Raw genomic sequence first — 18093 nt, 5'->3', positions numbered from 1 at the left:
CAGTTGGAGGACCTGACCGGTTGGCTGATTGTGATCAGGCGGTGGGTGCTTCGGCTGCCATGATCTGTAAATGCACCTCGGGCATATGCTGCATATGTTCTGCCAGCCAGTGAATCAAGCGCGGCTGAAGTGCAAGGCGTAAATCCGCTAAGGTTTCGGCCTCGATTTCTTCCAACTGATCATCCAGCCACTCGCTGAAGCTGTCTTCGTCCAATGGACTCGCGCTATTGCTATCCAGCATCAGGCGGCCGATACGCCACCAGCCTGTCTCGCTGGCAGTGACGGGGAGTGCAAGGTATAAGCTGCCCCGGCGCACTGTCGTCTTGGTGTTATCTAGCCCTGGATGTGCCACCACGCTGTTCTGATTGATAATGCAGGGCGGCTGAGGGTAGCGAGCTTCACAGGTTAGCCCCTGACCATCCAGCACCAGCATGTCGCCATTTACGGGAGCCAGCGGGGCATTAATATTCAAAGCCTGGGCAATTTCCTGATGCGCCTGTTGATGACGAGCTTCGCCATGCACGGGGATAAGGTGCTTAGGTCTTACCCACTGGTAAAACTTGTTTAATTCTTCCTGGGCAGGGTGGCCGGTCGCATGCAGTTCTGGGTGATTGGTTTCATCAAAAATGCTCACTCCAAGCTGGGTAAAGCGTTTTTTGAGCTGCTCAATAGGGCGCTCATTGCCGGGGATGGCCTTGGCAGAAAAAATAACGTTGTCGCCGGGCTCCAGTTCGATAAACGGGTGCCTGCCCTGAGCAAGACGTTGAAGTGCCGCGCGAGGCTCTCCTTGGCTGCCGGTGGCAATGATGACAACTTCATCGGGCGGTAAATAGCCAAGATCGTGCGGGGGCACTAGGGCTGGCAAGTCATCCAGATAGCCAAGACCTCGGGCAATACTGACCATGCGTTCCATGGAGCGGCCCATTAGGCTAATGCGCCGGCCGCACTGGTGAGCCGCCTGCCCAATCGCCAGGATTCGCGCCAGATTACTGGCAAAACAGGAAACGACAACGCGTCCCTTGCACTGACTCAGTGTTTTGGAAAGCGCCCGGGCAACATCGCCCTCGCTGCCTGAGTGGCCTGGCAGCGGCGCATTGGTTGAGTCGCCAACCAGCAGGTCAACCGGCGCTAGTGCTTGAAAATGGCTGGCGTTGACAGGGGCGCCAATCATTGGCTCGGGGTCCAGTTTCCAATCGCCTGTATGCAGAACCCGGTATTCGCCAATCAGCATCATGAGTGAGCAGCTTTCAGGAATCGAATGGGTGAGAGGCAGGTAGCGCACAGTAAAAGGGGCGCTTTCTCTGGCTTCACCCGGCTCGACAACCTTGATGGCGGCACTGCTTAATTGATGTTCGGCAAACTTCAGGCGTAATAAGCCAGCGGCTAGTGGCGTGGCATATATGGGGCAATTCCACTTGGGCCAAAGCCAAGCGACTGCACCTATATGGTCTTCATGACCATGAGTGATAAACAGTGCTTGTGGCGTAATGTCGAGCGCATCAGCTGTCTCCAGGTTGGGCACTTGAAGAGGCGAGTTGGGCAGATCCTGGCGAATCATCATGCCGCAGTCGACAGCGATCCAATGATCGTTGTATCCATACAGCGTTAGATTCATACCAATTTCACCGCACCCACCCAGCGGCAGCAGGCGCAAGGGAGGACGGCGACGGGGACGAAGTTGAACGCGTGGTGGATGCATCAGTTATGAAAAGCCTAAAAAGTAATGCCTCAACTATACGGAAGGCAGGAGCTTCGAACAATGATCACAACGTTTGATAACGATGCTTCACGAAAGCGCTTCCGGTACACTAGCCGTTCTATTTTACGACGGCGTCATCAGTCAGTTTTTTGCTGTGCCGTTGCACTATGTCAAGAGTACCTTTCATGTCTCATTATTACCGTTTAGTCGTTTCCTGCCCGGACCAGGTGGGGATTGTGGCGCGTGTTTCCAGTTTTATTGCCCAGCAGGGCGGCTCGATCACTGAAGCCAGCCAGCACTCTGACCTGCAGACGGGCCGCTTTTTCATGCGTTATGAAATCTTGGCGGACTCGCTTGGCATGTCAGCAGAGGCGCTGCGCACTGCCTTTGAACCCATCGCTCAGGAGTTCACCATGCAATGGGCGCTGGTGGATACTCAGCAGCGCCGTCGGGTTGTACTGATGGTGTCTCGTGAATCTCATTGCCTGGTGGATCTGCTTTATCGCTGGCAAGCCGGGGAGCTTGATTGTGATATTGTCAGTGTTATTTCCAACCATGAGGATATGCGCTCAATTGCTGAGTGGTACGGCATCCCATATCACCATGTACCCGTTGACCCGGATAACAAGCAGGCATCGTTTGCTGCGGTTCAGGAGCACATTGATATGGCACGCGCTGATTGCGTCGTGCTGGCCCGCTATATGCAGATCCTGCCCCCGGCGTTATGCCAGCGCTACGCCGGGCAGGTAATCAATATCCATCACAGCTTTTTGCCCTCGTTTGCCGGTGCCAAGCCTTATCATCAGGCGTTTGAGCGTGGCGTGAAGCTGATAGGTGCAACCTGTCATTACGTTACTGAAGAACTAGATGCCGGGCCGATTATTGAGCAGGATATCCATCGGGTGAGCCACTGCCATACGCCAGCCGATCTGGTGCGTTTCGGCCGCGATGTAGAAAAGGCGGTACTGGCGCGTGGATTGCGTTGGCACTTGGAGGATCGCGTGCTGATTCACGGCAACAAGACAGTGGTGTTCAGCTAGTTAGTTAACGTGACCGGTTTGCGAGGTTTAAAACCTTGGCAGACTTAATCCATCAAGCGGGCAGCACTCAAAGTAGCTGCCCGCTTGATGCATTTGACACTGCGCTAGGCTGACTCTTTTGAAAATATGTAGCCTTTCTGCTAGCCAAGCGCTTGGCCGCTGCCCCCGCGAATAACGCCCACGCCCACGCCTTCGATATCCAGCGATTGGGTGCGCAGGTCGATTTCAATTGGTGCAAAATCAGGGTTTTCGGCAATCAGTGTCACATGATGGCCCTGTCGCTTGAAGCGTTTAACGGTCACTTCATCTTCCAGGCGGGCTACCACGATCTGACCATCGCGAACGCGCTCGGTACGGTGCACGGCCAACAGGTCGCCCTCTAGAATACCCACATCCTTCATGGATAATCCGCGCACGCGTAGCAGGTAGTCTGCCTTGGGCGTGAAATACTCCGCAGGCAATGGGCAGTAGCGGTCAATATGTTCAGCTGCAAGAATAGGGTTACCTGCCGCGACTTCACCAATGACCGGTAATCCGACAGGCGGCAGGTCGCTGCTCTGGAGGGTAGTGGGGGCGGGAGCTTCGCTTACTTCATGGGCTTCCTGATTGGGTAAGCGAATCCCTCGGGATGTGTTGCGGATAATGCGAATAACGCCTTTGCGTTCCAGCGCGCGCAAATGCTCTTCAGCAGCATTAGGCGAACGGAATCCAAGAGCCTTGGCAATCTCAGCACGGGTGGGCGGGTAGCCGAGCTCACCCATGGTCTTTACGATAAAATCAAAAACATTCTGTTGACGTGCTGTAAGTGGCCGCGACATACCAAACTCCATAAATGATGAAAAGACAGCCGGTATCTGCCTGCTTGATCAGTATGTGTTTAAGTATACAGTATGTTCCTCTGTCCAGTACATTGATAAAAAAGCAAGCTATTAAGGTAATACCAGTGGGTTACGTGACGTTTACGTTATCCGAACCAGCCTTTGGGGTGTTTTAAAGTCTGTTCCCGTATCGATGATTGAGCCCGATAGTGTTATGGCATACTATTTTGCCTTGTTTTAAACACTCGTTTCTCCGGAGGCCGTAATGGCACAATCTGATACGGTGTCACGCATTCTGGATACCGCCGAAGTGCTGTTTGCAGAGCGTGGTTTTGCCGAAACGTCACTGCGCAACATCACTAGTAAGGCGCGAGTAAATCTGGCCGCTGTGAACTATCATTTCGGTTCGAAGAAGGCGCTTATTCAGGCAGTTTTTTCACGCTATCTGGACCCCTTTACCCAGCGCTTTCACAGCGCCCTGGATGAGCTTGAAAGCCGCTATGCGGACAGCACCATTCCGCTTGAAGAGTTGCTTGAAACCATGGCGACCACGGTGCTGGCCGTGCCAGCTGAACGCAATAGCCTGAAGATATTCATGCGCCTGCTTGGTTTGGCCTATAGCCAAGCTCAGGGGCATTTGCGGCGGCATATTCAGGAACACTATGGTGATGTATTCACCCGCTTTACTGAGCTAGTACGCAAGGCTACACCGGATTTGCCCGATGCCGAACGCTTCTGGCGGCTGCACTTCATGCTGGGTACGGTTATTTTTACCTTATCGGGCTTGGACGCCTTGCGTGATATAGCTTCCAAGGACTATCAGGAGCAGGTGACCGTGCGTGATCTGGTACGGCGCCTGCGGCCAGTCGTCGTTGCCGCCATGAACGCCCCTTTACCGCCTGACATCAATGAGGAGCACCATGCGAACGCCCACGTTAGCTGAGTTACCGCCCTCTCAGGATGGATGGGCCGAGATCGACACTGGGCAGCAAAAGCTGCGCTGGTGGCAGGGGCGAGAAGTGCTTTTTGAGTGTGATATATCATCCGGCGAGGCGGGCGTTGGTCAGCAGGAAGGAAGCGGTCAGACTCCCCATGGCTGGCATTACGTTCGAGCAGCCATCGGCGCTGGCCTGCCTGAAAATGCGGTGTTTCGCGGCCGCCGTTGGACCGGCGAAGTCTTTTCTGAAGCGCTGGGCAGTGCTCATCCGGAACGTGACTGGATACTGACGCGCATTTTATGGCTTTGTGGGCTGGAAAAAGGCGTCAATCGTGGCGGTCAGGTTGATTCCCAGCGACGCTACATCTATTTGCACGGCACGCCACCCGATCAACCCATGGGCAAGCCAGCCTCCCATGGCTGTATTCGTATGCGTAATCAGGATCTTCTGCGTCTTTTTGAGTGCGCCCTGCCGGGAACCCCGGTATGGCTGCATGGCAGTGGCAGTTAGTCTTGGCAAACAAGGTTTTTTGACTCTCTGCGTTGATCGTCTAAAATCGTCGGCCCTTTTGTTGGATTCTGAATAATGACGCAACCTATTGGCCCGGTCATGCTCGACCTGGAAGGACCGCGATTGACCGCCGCTGAAAAGCGCCTCCTGCTTGAACCCGCTGTGGGCGGGGTTATCCTGTTTGCCCGCAATGTGGAAGACGCCTATCAGGTGCGAAAGCTTTGCAGTGATATACGGCGCGTGCGCGGCGATCTGCTGCTGGCGGTCGACCAGGAAGGTGGTCGCGTGCAGCGTATTAAAAAGGGTCTTACCCGATTGCCGGCCCTGGCGCGAATCGGTGAGCGCTTTGCTCAGGATCAGGATGAAGGGCTTACCCTGGCAACCGATGCTGGCTGGCTGCTAGGCATGGAGATGGCCGCGTGTGGGCTGGATATCAGCTTTGCACCGGTACTTGATGTGGAAAGCGGTATTTCCAGTGTGATTGGGGATCGCAGCCTTAGCACTGACCCGCTGCATGTGGCCCGGTTAGGCGCAGCCTTCATTGATGGGTTGCACCAGGCGGGCATGGCTGCCATTGGCAAGCATTTCCCTGGCCACGGCGGTGTTGCCGCTGACTCTCATGTGGCGCTGCCGGTGGATGAGCGCTCCATGGAAGAGATCAAACAGCGCGATCTGGTTCCTTTCAGCCAGCTAGCCCCCCAGCTTGATGGGGTCATGCCCGCGCATGTGATTTATCCGGCGTTTGATACCCGGCCAGCCGGATTTTCGCCTAGCTGGCTTGGCATGCTGCGCGAATCGTTAGGCTTCAAGGGCTGTATTTTTTCTGATGATTTAAGCATGGCAGGCGCGCATGAAGCGGGCGGCCCTAGCGCACGTGCGACAGCGGCCCTAACAGCGGGCTGCGATATGCTCTTGGTGTGCAATGACCGAGCCGCTGCGCTTGAGGTGATCGAGGCTTGTCAGGGAATCACCAACAAGCGTCCCGCGAAACTTCGTTACGGGCGCGCCCGACCTGATCTGGATGCTCTTACCGCGCTGGGCCGCTGGCGGCGTGCCCACGCTAGGCTGGAAGCCCTAACCGACCACGCTTGATCCTGCCTGAACCCTTTCTATTTTTGTAACACCACTACGGTGTTTGGGAGTAACCCCATGTCCAAATTGGATAAAGAAGCCCTTGAGTCATTGGACTCCATGCGTCAGTTGATGGATAACGCTGACTGCCTGATTTCCCAGGAGCAGGTTGAGCGTGCCCTTGACCGAATGGCAGAAGCCATTACCAAAGATCTGGGTGACAAGCTGCCGGTTTTCTACTGCGTTATGAACGGGGGGTTGATCACTACCGGGCATCTTTTGACCCGCTTGGGCTTTCCGTTGGAGGTGGATTACCTGCACGCCACCCGGTATCGCAACGAGCTGCGCGGCGGCGAGCTATTCTGGCGGGTGTCGCCTGAAATCCCTATGGCTGGGCGCCATGTGGTGATTGTGGACGATATTCTGGATGAAGGGTCTACACTGGCCGCGATTCTTGCTTACTGCAAAGAAGCTCAGGCGGCCAGCGTGACGACGGCGGTGCTGGTGGATAAGCAGCATGACCGTAAAGCGGTGCCGGGCCTGAAGGCTGATTACTGCAGCCTGGAAGTGGCGGACCGCTATGTATTCGGGTTCGGCATGGATTACAAAGGCTACTGGCGCAATGCGCCAGGTATCTTTGCGCCAAAAGGCATGTAGCGAAAGTGGACCTAGCGAGGTGAAAAGCGCCTCGCCAGGCCAGTTTCCGCAATCATTCGGGTCGATATTTCTTCGATAGAGAAGCGCGTCGTATCGATAAACGGAATATGCAGGATGCGGTACAGTGCCTCAGCCTGCTCTACTTCCTGCAGGCACTGGTCCATTGAGCTATAGCGGCTGTTAGGGCGACGCTCGTTGCGAATGGCTGATAGCCGCCGGGCATCAATGGTTAGGCCAAACAGCTTGCGACGGTGCGGCACCAGTGCCTTGGGCAGCTTTAACGTGCCGTCTTCATCAAGGTCATCTTCGGTTAATGGGTAGTTGGCTGCCCGGATACCAAACTGCAGTGCCAGATATAACGAGGTGGGCGTTTTGCCGCAGCGCGATACGCCTACCAGAATGATATCGGCTTTATCGTATTGATGGGTGCGGGCGCCATCGTCGTTATCCAGCGCAAAATGTACCGAATGAATGCGGTCCATATACACATCATCACTACCAATCGAGTGTGTTCTTCCGACGCTATAGGATGAGCGTGTGCCGAGTTCCTGCTCCAGGGGCTCAAGAAAGGTCGAAAAGATATCCACCTTGAAGCCTGGCGCCTTGCGTATCTCATCGCGAATCTGCTGATCGACAATCGTGTCGATGATAATCGGCTGTTGCCCATCATGCCCGGCGGTCGATTCGATGATCCTGGCAAGTGCCTGAGCTTTTTCAAGCGTATCGATATAGGGCTTGGTTAGCATGTTGATTTCGACACCGCTGAACTGCGCCAGAAGGCTGCGCCCCAGGCTTTCAGCGGTAATGCCGGTGCCATCGGAAATAAAAAAAGCTGTTCGTTTCATAACCAGACCCACAGATAGTAGTAGATGCACTATTGTGATCTGACCATTCGCCAAGCACAACTCACTAGGCATACTGCCTTAAGCGACTACATAATCGGGTCATAAACGCGTTATGTTGTAAAAATCCTCCACCCTCTTCGCTATTAGACCAATGGCGAATATAGTGTCACGGTGCTAGGGTGACACGATCAACGATTAGCAGTTTAAGAAGCTGCATCAACATCTTAACGCGAGGGGGTTTCGTGGAAGAGTACATTCTGTGGTTTGATCAGTTGGGCATGGCGGATGTTGAGCGTGTAGGTGGCAAAAATGCCTCACTTGGCGAAATGATTTCCAACCTGTCCGACGCCGGAGTCACCGTTCCCGGTGGGTTTGCTACCACGGCTCATGCTTACCGTGAGTTCCTCTCCCATGAAGGACTAAACGAGCGCATCAATAGTACGCTGGCACGTCTGGATGTAGACGACGTGAATGCGCTGGCCGAAGCGGGCCGTAATATCCGTCAGTGGGTGATCGATACTCCGTTGCCCCCCAACTTCGAAAGTGCGCTGCGTAAGGCTTACGAGCAGTTGCAGGCCAAGCACCCTCAGTTAAAGGCGGCGGTTCGCAGCTCGGCAACGGCTGAAGACCTTCCCGACGCTTCCTTTGCAGGCCAGCAGGAAACTTTCCTGAACATCGAAGGTTTCGACAATATCAAACGCGCGGTCCACGAGGTGTTCGCCTCACTTTTTAATGATCGCGCCATTTCCTACCGCGTTCACCGTGGCTATGCCCACGAAAATGTCGCGCTTTCGGCCGGCGTTCAAAAAATGGTGCGCTCGGAAACCGGGGCCTCAGGTGTCATGTTTACTCTGGATACCGAGTCAGGCTATCGCGACGCCGTATTTGTTACCGCGTCGTGGGGCCTGGGTGAGACGGTGGTACAGGGGGCCGTCAACCCTGATGAGTTTTATGTGCATAAATCCACGCTGGCGGCAGGGCGGCCTGCGGTTCTGCGTCGCAACTTGGGCTCCAAGCTGATCAAGATGGTTTATGGTCAGGATGCGAGCGCCGGCAAGTCAGTTGAGACGGTAGATGTACCCCTCAACGAGCGCGCACGCTTCTGTATTAACGATCAGCAGGTCATGGATCTGGCCCGTCAGGCGGTCACTATCGAGCAGCACTACGAGCGTCCTATGGATATCGAGTGGGCGCTGGATGGTGACGACGGCAAGCTTTATATCGTTCAGGCTCGTCCTGAAACCGTGGTCTCCCAGCAGGAAGGCGGCAAGCTTGAACGTTTTCAGCTGCGTGAGAAGGGGCGTACCCTGATTACCGGGCGGGCCATCGGTCAGCGGATTGGTCGTGGCACGGTAAAAGTGGTCATGAGCCCCGAGGAGATGGATAAGATTCATGACGGTGACATTCTGGTGACCGACATGACCGATCCTGACTGGGAACCGATCATGAAGCGGGCTTCCGCAATTGTAACTAACCGTGGTGGTCGTACCTGCCATGCGGCGATTATTGCCCGTGAGCTGGGCATACCCGCAGTAGTGGGCTGTGGTGATGCTACCCAGCAGTTGAGAGAAGGTACTGACGTCACCGTGTCCTGCGCTGAGGGCGATACGGGGCACGTCTATGAAGGCCTTCTGGATTTTGACTGCAAAGTGTCAAGTGTTGACGCTATGCCTGAGATTCCGTTCAAGATCATGATGAACGTGGGTAACCCTGACCGCGCGTTCGGGTTTGCCAGCTTGCCCAATGCAGGCGTTGGGCTTGCGCGGCTTGAGTTCATCATCAATCGCATGATTGGCGTGCACCCCAAGGCGCTGCTGGACTACGCCACGCTGCCGGCCGACTTGCAGCAGATTATTGACCTGCGCACGGCCGGTTACGCCGATCCGGTCAGTTTTTACGTCGATAAGCTGGTTGAGGGTATTTCAACGCTGGCAGCGGCATTTTATCCCCAGAAGGTCATCGTGCGGCTATCTGACTTCAAGTCCAATGAGTACGAAAACCTGATTGGCGGGAAGCTCTACGAGCCAGGTGAAGAGAATCCCATGCTGGGTTTCCGAGGCGCTTCGCGGTATATCTCGGATGCTTTCCGGCCTTGCTTTGAGCTTGAGTGTCGCGCCTTGAAATACGTGCGTGAAGAGATGGGGCTCGATAATGTTGAGATCATGGTACCGTTCGTACGTACCACGGATGAAGCCAAGCAGGTCGTCGATCTGTTGGCAGAGAATGGCTTGAAGCGCGGTGGCGAGAGCGGGCTGCGAGTGATCATGATGTGCGAGCTGCCAGCTAACGCGCTATTGGCTGACGAGTTCCTTGAGCACTTTGACGGCTTCTCGATCGGTTCTAACGACTTGACCCAGCTAACCCTGGGGCTTGATCGCGACTCGGGCATTGTGGCGCACCTATTTGATGAGCGTAATACTGCGGTGAAAAAGCTGCTGGCGATGGCTATTCAGTCCTGTAAAGCGCAAGGCAAGTACGTAGGCATTTGCGGTCAAGGCCCCTCCGATCATCCTGAGCTGGCTAGATGGCTGATGGAGCAGGGAATTGATTCTGTATCCTTGAATCCGGATGCGGTGCTCGAAACCTGGTTCATGCTCGCAGGCGAAACCATTAGCTAACGCTATCAGTTGATTGGTAATTTCGTGCCCGGCCATTGTGCCGGGCACTGGCGTTTTATAGGCTACGCTGTTGTGGCTACGGCCTTGATTTTCCTATCACACAAGAGGATGTTGTGATGTTCCCAGTAAAGGCAAGTTTGACGCTGTCAGGATTGCTGTTGGTGCCGCTTTATAGTTTTGGGTTCAGCTATGAAGCGCCTTCCATAACGCCGGAAGTTGGCTCGGGATACGAAGAAAAACCGGGTTGGGCAACCGAATCGTTTGCCGTTGCAGCGGCTAATCCTCTGGCGACTGATGCGGGCTATCAGGTGCTTAAAGCGGGTGGTAACGCCGTTGACGCGGCGATTGCTGTCCAAATGGTACTAACGCTGGTGGAACCGCAATCCAGCGGTATTGGCGGTGGTGCCTTTTTAATGCATTACGACGGTAAACGCGTGCAGGCCTATGATGGCCGTGAAACGGCACCTGCGGCAGCAACGGGCGAGCTATTTATGGAAAATGGCGAGCCGCTACCGTTTATGGATGCCGTTGCCAGCGGCCTTTCAGTTGGTGTGCCGGGTACTGTGCGTATGTTAGAGCAGGCGCATCAGGAGCATGGTCAGTTAGCCTGGGCGGAGTTATTTGTACCGGCGATTACGCTTGCCGAGGAAGGTTTTGCAGTAAGCCAACGTTTGCACACAAGTATTGCCAGTGACGAAGCGCTAGCCAATGATCCGCTAGCGGGGCAGTTCTACTATAACGAAAATGGCGAGCCGCTGGCGGTAGGCGATACGCTCAAGAACCCGGCACTGGCTGAAGTATTGCGTCGTATTGCTGAGCAGGGTAGTGCGGCCTTTTATGAGGGCGCGCTGGCCGAGGATCTGGTCAACCGAGTGCAAAGCCATGCGGTACGTCCAGGCAATATGACCATTGAAGATGTAACGGGTTACCAAGCTGTTGAGCGAGAGCCAATGTGCACGCCATGGCAGCAGTGGGAAGTATGTGGTTTCCCGCCGCCGTCATCAGGGCATATCACCGTAATGCAGATACTTGGCATGCTGGATCAGCAGCCTCTGCTGGAAGCGCCGCTGGATAACGGCGTATCAAGCAGTGGCTGGCTGCATCAGTTCCTTGAAGCCTCACGCTTGGCCTTTGCCGATCGTGGGCGCTATATTGGCGATCCGGATTTTGTAGATGCACCGGGCGGTGATTGGGCGTTAATGCTGGCGCCTGATTATCTTGCCACGCGTAGCGAGCTGATCAGCGATACCAGCCTTGGCGATAGCGCTGAGCCGGGTAATCCAGGTGAACTGAATGTTACCTGGGCATCGCAGCCAGACCAACCTGAGTACGGTACCAGCCATATCAGCATTATTGATGGGGAAGGGAATGCGATTGCCATGACGACCTCCATTGAACAGGCGTTCGGTTCACGCATCATGGCTGATGGAGGGACAGGCTTACCGGGTGGGTATCAACTTAATAACGAGCTAACCGATTTCTCCTTTATCCCTGAGATTGATGGTGAGCCCGTTGCCAATCGCGTGGAGCCGGGCAAACGCCCTCGTTCAAGCATGAGCCCAACGCTGGTCTTTGACCGTGAGAGTGGCAACCTGGTGGCAAGCCTTGGCTCACCCGGCGGCGCTGCGATCATTCATTACACGGCGCGTACTCTGATTGCCATGCGTGATTGGGGCATGAGTGCCCAAGAGGCACTCAATCTGCCTCATGCCATTACCACAGGCGGTGATGTTTATTTGGAAGAAGGGCGTTTTCCTGAGGCCACCAAGCAAGCCCTGGAAAATTACGGCCATACGGTTAGCGAGCGCGAGCTGACAAGCGGTCTTCAGGCTATCCACAAGTTGGAAGATGGTACGCTGTTTGGTGGGGCTGACCCGCGTCGCGAAGGCGTGGTAATGGGCGACTAAGCCGTTTCGAGAAAGCCTTTACGATGTGGCTAATGATGTGACAAGCGCTGTATCAAGCTACTTGATACAGCGCTTTGCTTTTGCATATGACTTACTGACGTAGCCAGTTACGCAGCTTAACCAGCAGTAGCTCCCCGTCGCTTAACGCATGTCGCTCTTCAATAAGTGCACGCAGGCGATCAGGGTAGTCCGTAATGATTGCATCTACCCCAAGATCAATCAGCGTCGACATGCGCGCCCGGTCGTTAACCGTCCAGGCATGTACCTCATAGCCGTAAAGTGCGGCCAGGCGAATCTCCTCTTCACTGATACGATTATGGCGCAGCCCCAATGCGTCAAACCCACGGCGATCCAACGTGCCGGGTAAAATAAGCTGGGCAAGCAGCGTAACGCGAAGCTCAGGTGCGTGGCTCTTGATATAGCCAACCAGTGCTGGCGACATGGTCGCCACCCGCATATCCATTAGCGCATTGGGGAAGCCGCACGCCCCATGAGCCGTTATGGCATCCGGGCTGGCAGCCCAGCATGCGTAGCGGATATCCGTCTCTTTACGTAGCTGGTCAATGACGGCATCGGCCAACGCCTGCTCTGCCCCCGGCGATGCCTTCATGTCGATCATCAGACCGGCATGGCCGCGCACGCGCGTTAATACTTCATCCAGACCTGCGATAGGTTCGCCCTGAAAAGCATCACCAAACCAGCTGCCTATATCGTACTGGGCGAGTTCTTCTCGCGTCAGTTCATCGAACTCACGGTTATCCCCGGTGAGCCTTGCCAGCGTACGGTCATGGTAAATCATCACCTGGTGATCAGCGGACAGTCGAACGTCAAGCTCCACATAGTCAGCCTTGTCTAGCAGAGCTTGTTCCACGGCGGAAAGGGTATTTTCCGGCGCGACCATTGAGCTGCCGCGGTGGGCGATTACCTTGACATTATCACGCAGCTCGAAGCTATTCAGAATCCACCAGGCTTGCAGTCCAGCAAGTAGCAATACGCTAAGCTCAACGGCCCAGGCAAATCGTCCCGATGTTATTGTTGCTGATGGAGGCGCCGGGCGCATTTCTTGATGAGCCAGCTGAAGATATAGGCAGGCTGACAGCAGTGCATTCGCCACAATGCCAATAAACGTAATAGCCAGTGTTAACAGCAGATAACCGGTCAGGTAGGCGAACATGGCGGGGACTAGCAGGGCATTATGCTCCGGCAACCACCAAAGCAGGGGAGTAACCAGGCTATCAAACGTCAGCGTAGCGATAATTGGCAGGGAGATAACCAGCAACAACACAATAACCACGGCCGCGCCGATAGAGCGATGCCAGCCCCTTGTTAAGTGCACGCTACGCTTTAATGCATGAATTGGGCTGCGGTTCTCAAGAGCCACCAAAGGGAGAGCCAATAGCCAGCGTAGATAAAGCTTTGCGGCCAGGGCCATCCAGGCGAGCACCAGCGGCAAGGCGCAGGCGATAAAGTACCAAAGTACGGGAGGTTTGACGCGCTGCAGGTAGTAAGTATCCAGACCACCTAGCCACGTACTGTAAAGCCAGGCTAGGGCAGCCATGAAAGGGGCCAGCAACAGCAGATGTGTGCCTACTTGTAACACTACCAATCCGGCAAGCGCTGGTAGACGGCGAGCGCTTAGCCAAAGAGCCTCAAAGGCAAGCCGATAGTGGTTGTTTTTGGGCCGCACGGCGACCAGCAGCATGCCGGCCTGCTGCCAGTAGATAATCAGGAATGTGAAGCCTAAAACCACCAGCATGCCAATAAGCCCGAGCGGGCTGAACAGCAAGCTGATCAGTTCATCATTGGTAACGACTGTTCGCCTAAGCTGAGCAAGCAGGCCTCGCGTTGCCCATCCGATCAGAGGCAGTAACAGAGCGGAAGCAAGCAGGGTAAAGAACAGGTGGTAAGCAATCAAAGGGCGCAGATGATCGCGAAGGGTTCTAAGCAAGGCGGAGCCAAGCTGTGCCAATGGCTGCATTGTCTTTTAAATCATGAGGATGAGTTAATAGCGTGGCAGTATCCTTGAGTCTTCGCAAGTCATGCCATTGGGGTAACGATAAAAACGCCCCACGACTATAAAAGTGTGGGGCGTTCGGTCATCGACTCAGAAGCAATGAACGTTCATCTCTTCTGCGATGGTGCGAGCATCGGCGATGGGGTGGTTACGCTTCTTGAGCAACCGGAATCACGTTTGAGGCAATCTTCTGATACTCCTCAATTTCGTGGAAGTTCATATAACGATAGATCTCTCCAGCCATGGCGTCAAATTCACTCATATAACGCTGATACTCTTCGACGCTTGGCAGGCGACCTTCAACTGCCGCAACGGCGGCTAGTTCCGCTGAGGCGAGGTACACGTTGGCACCATCACCCAAGCGGTTCGGGAAGTTACGTGTAGACGTGGACACAACGGTGCTTTTTGCAGCAACGCGCGCCTGGTTACCCATACACAGTGAACATCCCGGCATTTCCATACGGGCACCGGCACGGCCATAGATGCCGTAGTAACCTTCTTCGGTCAATTGGTGCTGATCCATTTTGGTCGGCGGTGCCAGCCACAGGCGAGTTTTCAAGCTGCCTGCAGGCTGCTTTTCAAGAAGTTTACCCGCTGCACGGAAGTGACCAATGTTGGTCATGCACGAGCCGATAAACACTTCGTCAATCTTCTCGCCAGCCACATCAGATAGCAGACGCGCATCATCCGGATCGTTAGGTGCGCAAAGTACAGGCTCTTTGATCTCGGACAGATCGATTTCGATCACTTCGGCGTATTCGGCATCGGCATCGGCACGCATCAGGCTCGGGTTGGCAAGCCATGCTTCCATGCCTTCGATACGACGACTGATAGTCCGCTCATCACCGTAGCCGTTGGCAATCATCCACTTCAGCAGCGTGATGTTGGACTTTAGGTACTCAGTTACGCTCTCTTCAGACAGCGTAATGGTGCAGCCCGCGGCAGAGCGCTCGGCGGAGGCATCGGAAAGCTCGAACGCCTGCTCAACGGTCAATTCTTCAAGACCTTCGATTTCCAGTACCCGGCCAGAGAAAGCATTCTTCTTGTTGGCCTTGTCTACGGTCAATAGGCCTTGCTTGATACCGTAAAGCGGGATGGCGTGAACCAAGTCGCGTAAGGTAACGCCAGGCTGACGCTTACCTTTAAAGCGAACCAGAACGGACTCCGGCATATCCAGCGGCATGACGCCCGTGGCAGCGGCAAAGGCCACCAGGCCAGAGCCCGCCGGGAACGAGATGCCCAGCGGGAAGCGGGTGTGTGAATCGCCACCGGTACCTACCGTGTCAGGCAGCAGCATACGGTTCAGCCAGCTGTGGATGATACCGTCGCCAGGACGCAGCGATACACCACCGCGGTTCATGATGAAGTCAGGTAGCGTATGGTGAGTATCCACGTCAACCGGCTTCGGATAGGCGGCGGTATGGCAGAACGACTGCATGACCAGGTCCGCCTGGAAGCCCAGGCAGGCTAGGTCTTTGAGCTCGTCGCGGGTCATCGGCCCGGTAGTGTCTTGAGAACCAACGGTGGTCATCTTGGGCTCGCAGTACATGCCCGGACGAACGCCGTCCATGCCACAGGCCTTGCCGACCATCTTCTGTGCCAGGGTAAAGCCTTTGCCCGTGTCTTTGGGCTGGTCAGGAAGACGGAATACGTCAGAAGGCTCAAGGCCCAGAGATTCGCGCGCCTTTCCGGTCAGGCCACGGCCAATGATCAGGGGGATACGGCCGCCAGCACGTACTTCATCCAGAATCAGCTGTGTCTTGAGCTCAAACGTCGTCAGCACTTCGTCAGAGCCGTGCTTGCACACCTTGCCTTCATAGGGGTAGATGTCGATAACATCGCCCATTTCCAGCTTGGAAACGTCCATTTCAACAGGCAGGGCGCCGGAGTCTTCCATGGTGTTGAAGAAAATGGGGGCAATCTTGCCACCAAAGCAGAAACCGCCCGCGCGCTTGTTTGGTACAAACGGCATATCGTCGCCAAAGAACCACAGTACCGAGTTGGTGGCTGATTTGCGCGAAGAGCCTGTGCCTACTACGTCGCCTACGTAGGCAACCGGGAAGCCCTTGGCTTTAACTTCTTCGATCTGCTTGAGAGGGCCGGTGGTGCCAGGTACTTCAGGCAAAATCCCGTCGCGCTCGTTTTTGAGCATCGCGTTGGCATGCAGCGGGATGTCTGGACGTGACCAGGCATCAGGTGCAGGTGAGAGATCATCCGTGTTGGTTTCCCCTGGGACCTTAAAGACGGTCAGGGTGATTTTTTCTTCCAAGGCTGGCTTGGAGAGGAACCATTCCGCTTCAGCCCAGGATTGAATAACGTCTTTGGCAACGCTGTTGCCATTCTTGGCGCGCTCCTCAACATCGTGGAAAGCGTCAAACATCAGCAGGGTATGCTTGAGCTGCTCGCCAGCTTCACGGGCAAGCTCTTCGTTATCCAGAAGCTCTACCATGGAGACGATGTTATAACCGCCCTGCATGGTGCCTAAAAGCTTGACCGCATGAATCTTGTCGATAAGCGGTGAAGTGGCTTCGCCCTTGGCGATGGCGGTAAGAAAGCCTGCTTTAACATAAGCGGCTTCATCAACACCCGGCGGAACCCGGTTGGTAATCAGATCAAGAACGAACTCTTCTTCACCGGCCGGTGGGTTTTTTAGCAGCTCAATCAAGGCGGCAACTTGCTCGGCGGTTAAAGGCTTGGCTGGTACGCCTTCAGCGGCGCGTTCCTCGACATGTTGGCGATATGCTTCAAGCACGTTGGGGCCCTCTCATCTGCTTTATGGTGGCGAACACACATTTTCACGGTGTTGGAGCGTGCGCTCGGCCACGTGACATACGCTTGACAAACAGCGTCTGGTTGGATGGCACGGATTCTACGGGAAACTGTCGACAATGTTAAGAAGAAGGCGTAAGCCCAAGCTTGTACTTTATGCTGAGGGGGAAAAAGACGCAGTGAAGAGGACGGCTTTTCACTGATTTTATTAGTGATTTAATAAGGACTGTTTTAAACACTTCTGACAGTAAGCAGCCTGTACCTGCAGGACTATAGGTGTGATAAATGTTACATCGCGTTACTATAGGCTGAGGTTTATAACGTCCACTTTAGAAAAATACGTGGGCTTAATTACAAGCTCGGTTTATTTTCCCCTATTAGCGCTGCACTATGTAAACAGAGGCAACATGAGTTGTAGCCGTTGGATCACACGTCCTGGTTGATCGGTATGCCTGGAAGGATAGGTAGAGCGCCAGTGGCGCTTGGATATGTACAATAGTGGGATAAGCGCTCGGAAGAATGTTATGTCTATACCATTAGCTGAACTGAAAATGGCGGGTCATGGGCTTAAGGCTGATGACCTACTGCCAGAGAGTTTAAACGCGTTTCTGGCCTGCGAAACGCCAGAAAATTGGCTTCGTTGGGCAATGGATAATCCTGAAATTCTGTTGATTGACCATGCGCAGTGTGAAAAGAAGGCCGCATCAACGGCCATGAGCCTGCTTTATCGTTATGTAGATCAGCCGCTTTTGCTTAGCAAGATGTCACAACTTGCGCGCGAAGAACTGCTCCACTTTGAGCAGGTTGTCGGACTGATGGAAAAACGGGGCGTTGCCTATCGCCATTTGACAGCTTCGCGCTATGCCGAGGGTTTGCGGCGTCATTTGCGTAGCAATGATCCTGAGCGCTTGATTGACGTACTTATCATTGGTGGCTTGATTGAAGCGCGCAGCTGTGAGCGCTTTGCGCGATTGATTCCTTATCTGGATGAGGAACTTGCCAAGTTTTATCGCACGTTAGTGAAGTCTGAAGGGCGTCATTTTGAAGACTATCTACTGCTTGCGCGTCAGCAAACCAAGGATTCAATCGATGAAAGAATCGCTTTTTTTGTGGCCCGTGAAGCAGAGCTGATAACCTCACCCGATACGGCTTTTCGTTTCCATAGCGGTGTGCCTGCTTAATATGCCGCTAGCCTAGGCAGGATATG

General features: G+C 54.6%; 13 protein-coding genes. 8 read left to right on the top strand and 5 right to left on the bottom strand.

Annotated features, from left to right (window positions below):
• Positions 1 to 34: 34 nt before the first annotated feature.
• Positions 35 to 1615, bottom strand: coding sequence for a ribonuclease J (locus tag ELY38_RS12450; protein WP_127062857.1), 1581 nt, complete (start codon positions 1613 to 1615; stop codon positions 35 to 37).
• A 269-nt stretch (positions 1616 to 1884) separates the two neighbouring features.
• On the opposite strand from ELY38_RS12450, the gene purU reads away from it, so the two are divergent.
• Positions 1885 to 2739: a formyltetrahydrofolate deformylase gene (gene purU / locus ELY38_RS12445; RefSeq protein ID WP_127062609.1), complete on the top strand. Its 855-nt coding sequence runs from the start codon at positions 1885 to 1887 to the stop codon at positions 2737 to 2739.
• A gap of 140 nt (positions 2740 to 2879) precedes the next feature.
• On the opposite strand, the gene lexA is transcribed toward purU, so the two are convergent.
• Positions 2880 to 3557 (bottom strand): transcriptional repressor LexA, encoded by a 678-nt coding sequence (gene lexA, locus ELY38_RS12440; RefSeq protein ID WP_127062608.1) that lies wholly within the window; start codon positions 3555 to 3557, stop codon positions 2880 to 2882.
• Positions 3558 to 3822: 265 nt separating this feature from the next.
• Here lexA and ELY38_RS12435 point away from each other — a divergent pair, with 265 nt between their 5' ends.
• The 4 genes from ELY38_RS12435 to ELY38_RS12420 all read left to right on the top strand — a co-directional run bounded on the left by ELY38_RS12435 (position 3823) and on the right by ELY38_RS12420 (position 6733).
• Positions 3823 to 4500, top strand: coding sequence for a TetR/AcrR family transcriptional regulator (locus ELY38_RS12435; RefSeq protein WP_127062607.1), 678 nt, complete (start codon positions 3823 to 3825; stop codon positions 4498 to 4500).
• Positions 4478 to 5005 carry a L,D-transpeptidase gene (locus tag ELY38_RS12430; protein WP_127062606.1) on the top strand — a complete coding sequence of 176 codons (528 nt, stop codon included), beginning with the start codon at positions 4478 to 4480 and terminating at the stop codon, positions 5003 to 5005. The genes ELY38_RS12435 and ELY38_RS12430 overlap by 23 nt, the downstream gene beginning before the upstream one ends.
• Before the next feature lie 75 nt (positions 5006 to 5080).
• Positions 5081 to 6097, top strand: a complete 1017-nt coding sequence (gene nagZ, locus ELY38_RS12425) for a beta-N-acetylhexosaminidase (protein ID WP_127062605.1) — start codon at positions 5081 to 5083, stop codon at positions 6095 to 6097.
• 57 nt (positions 6098 to 6154) lie between these two features.
• On the top strand, positions 6155 to 6733 hold the full coding sequence (locus ELY38_RS12420; RefSeq protein WP_127062604.1) for a hypoxanthine-guanine phosphoribosyltransferase: 579 nt from the start codon (positions 6155 to 6157) through the stop codon (positions 6731 to 6733).
• An 11-nt stretch (positions 6734 to 6744) separates the two neighbouring features.
• On the opposite strand, the gene ppsR is transcribed toward ELY38_RS12420, so the two are convergent.
• Positions 6745 to 7578 (bottom strand): posphoenolpyruvate synthetase regulatory kinase/phosphorylase PpsR, encoded by an 834-nt coding sequence (gene ppsR, locus ELY38_RS12415; RefSeq protein ID WP_127062603.1) that lies wholly within the window; start codon positions 7576 to 7578, stop codon positions 6745 to 6747.
• Positions 7579 to 7820: 242 nt separating this feature from the next.
• Here ppsR and ppsA point away from each other — a divergent pair, with 242 nt between their 5' ends.
• Positions 7821 to 10196, top strand: coding sequence for a phosphoenolpyruvate synthase (gene ppsA, locus ELY38_RS12410; RefSeq protein WP_127062602.1), 2376 nt, complete (start codon positions 7821 to 7823; stop codon positions 10194 to 10196).
• Positions 10197 to 10312: 116 nt separating this feature from the next.
• Positions 10313 to 12103 carry a gamma-glutamyltransferase gene (gene ggt / locus ELY38_RS12405; RefSeq protein WP_127062601.1) on the top strand — a complete coding sequence of 597 codons (1791 nt, stop codon included), beginning with the start codon at positions 10313 to 10315 and terminating at the stop codon, positions 12101 to 12103.
• 91 nt (positions 12104 to 12194) lie between these two features.
• Here ggt and ELY38_RS12400 read toward each other — a convergent pair whose 3' ends face one another.
• Positions 12195 to 14081, bottom strand: coding sequence for a glycerophosphodiester phosphodiesterase family protein (locus tag ELY38_RS12400; protein WP_127062600.1), 1887 nt, complete (start codon positions 14079 to 14081; stop codon positions 12195 to 12197).
• 184 nt (positions 14082 to 14265) lie between these two features.
• Positions 14266 to 16869 (bottom strand): bifunctional aconitate hydratase 2/2-methylisocitrate dehydratase, encoded by a 2604-nt coding sequence (gene acnB, locus ELY38_RS12395; RefSeq protein WP_127062599.1) that lies wholly within the window; start codon positions 16867 to 16869, stop codon positions 14266 to 14268.
• Positions 16870 to 17410: 541 nt separating this feature from the next.
• Here acnB and ELY38_RS12390 point away from each other — a divergent pair.
• Positions 17411 to 18067 carry a MiaE family protein gene (locus ELY38_RS12390; protein WP_127062598.1) on the top strand — a complete coding sequence of 219 codons (657 nt, stop codon included), beginning with the start codon at positions 17411 to 17413 and terminating at the stop codon, positions 18065 to 18067.
• Positions 18068 to 18093 lie beyond the last annotated feature (26 nt).

The organism is Vreelandella nanhaiensis (genome assembly GCF_003990185.1).
In the GTDB taxonomy this organism is placed as follows: domain Bacteria; phylum Pseudomonadota; class Gammaproteobacteria; order Pseudomonadales; family Halomonadaceae; genus Vreelandella; species Vreelandella nanhaiensis.
Note: the sequence above shows the minus strand (reverse complement) of the source record. Positions and strands in the feature narration are given on the sequence as shown.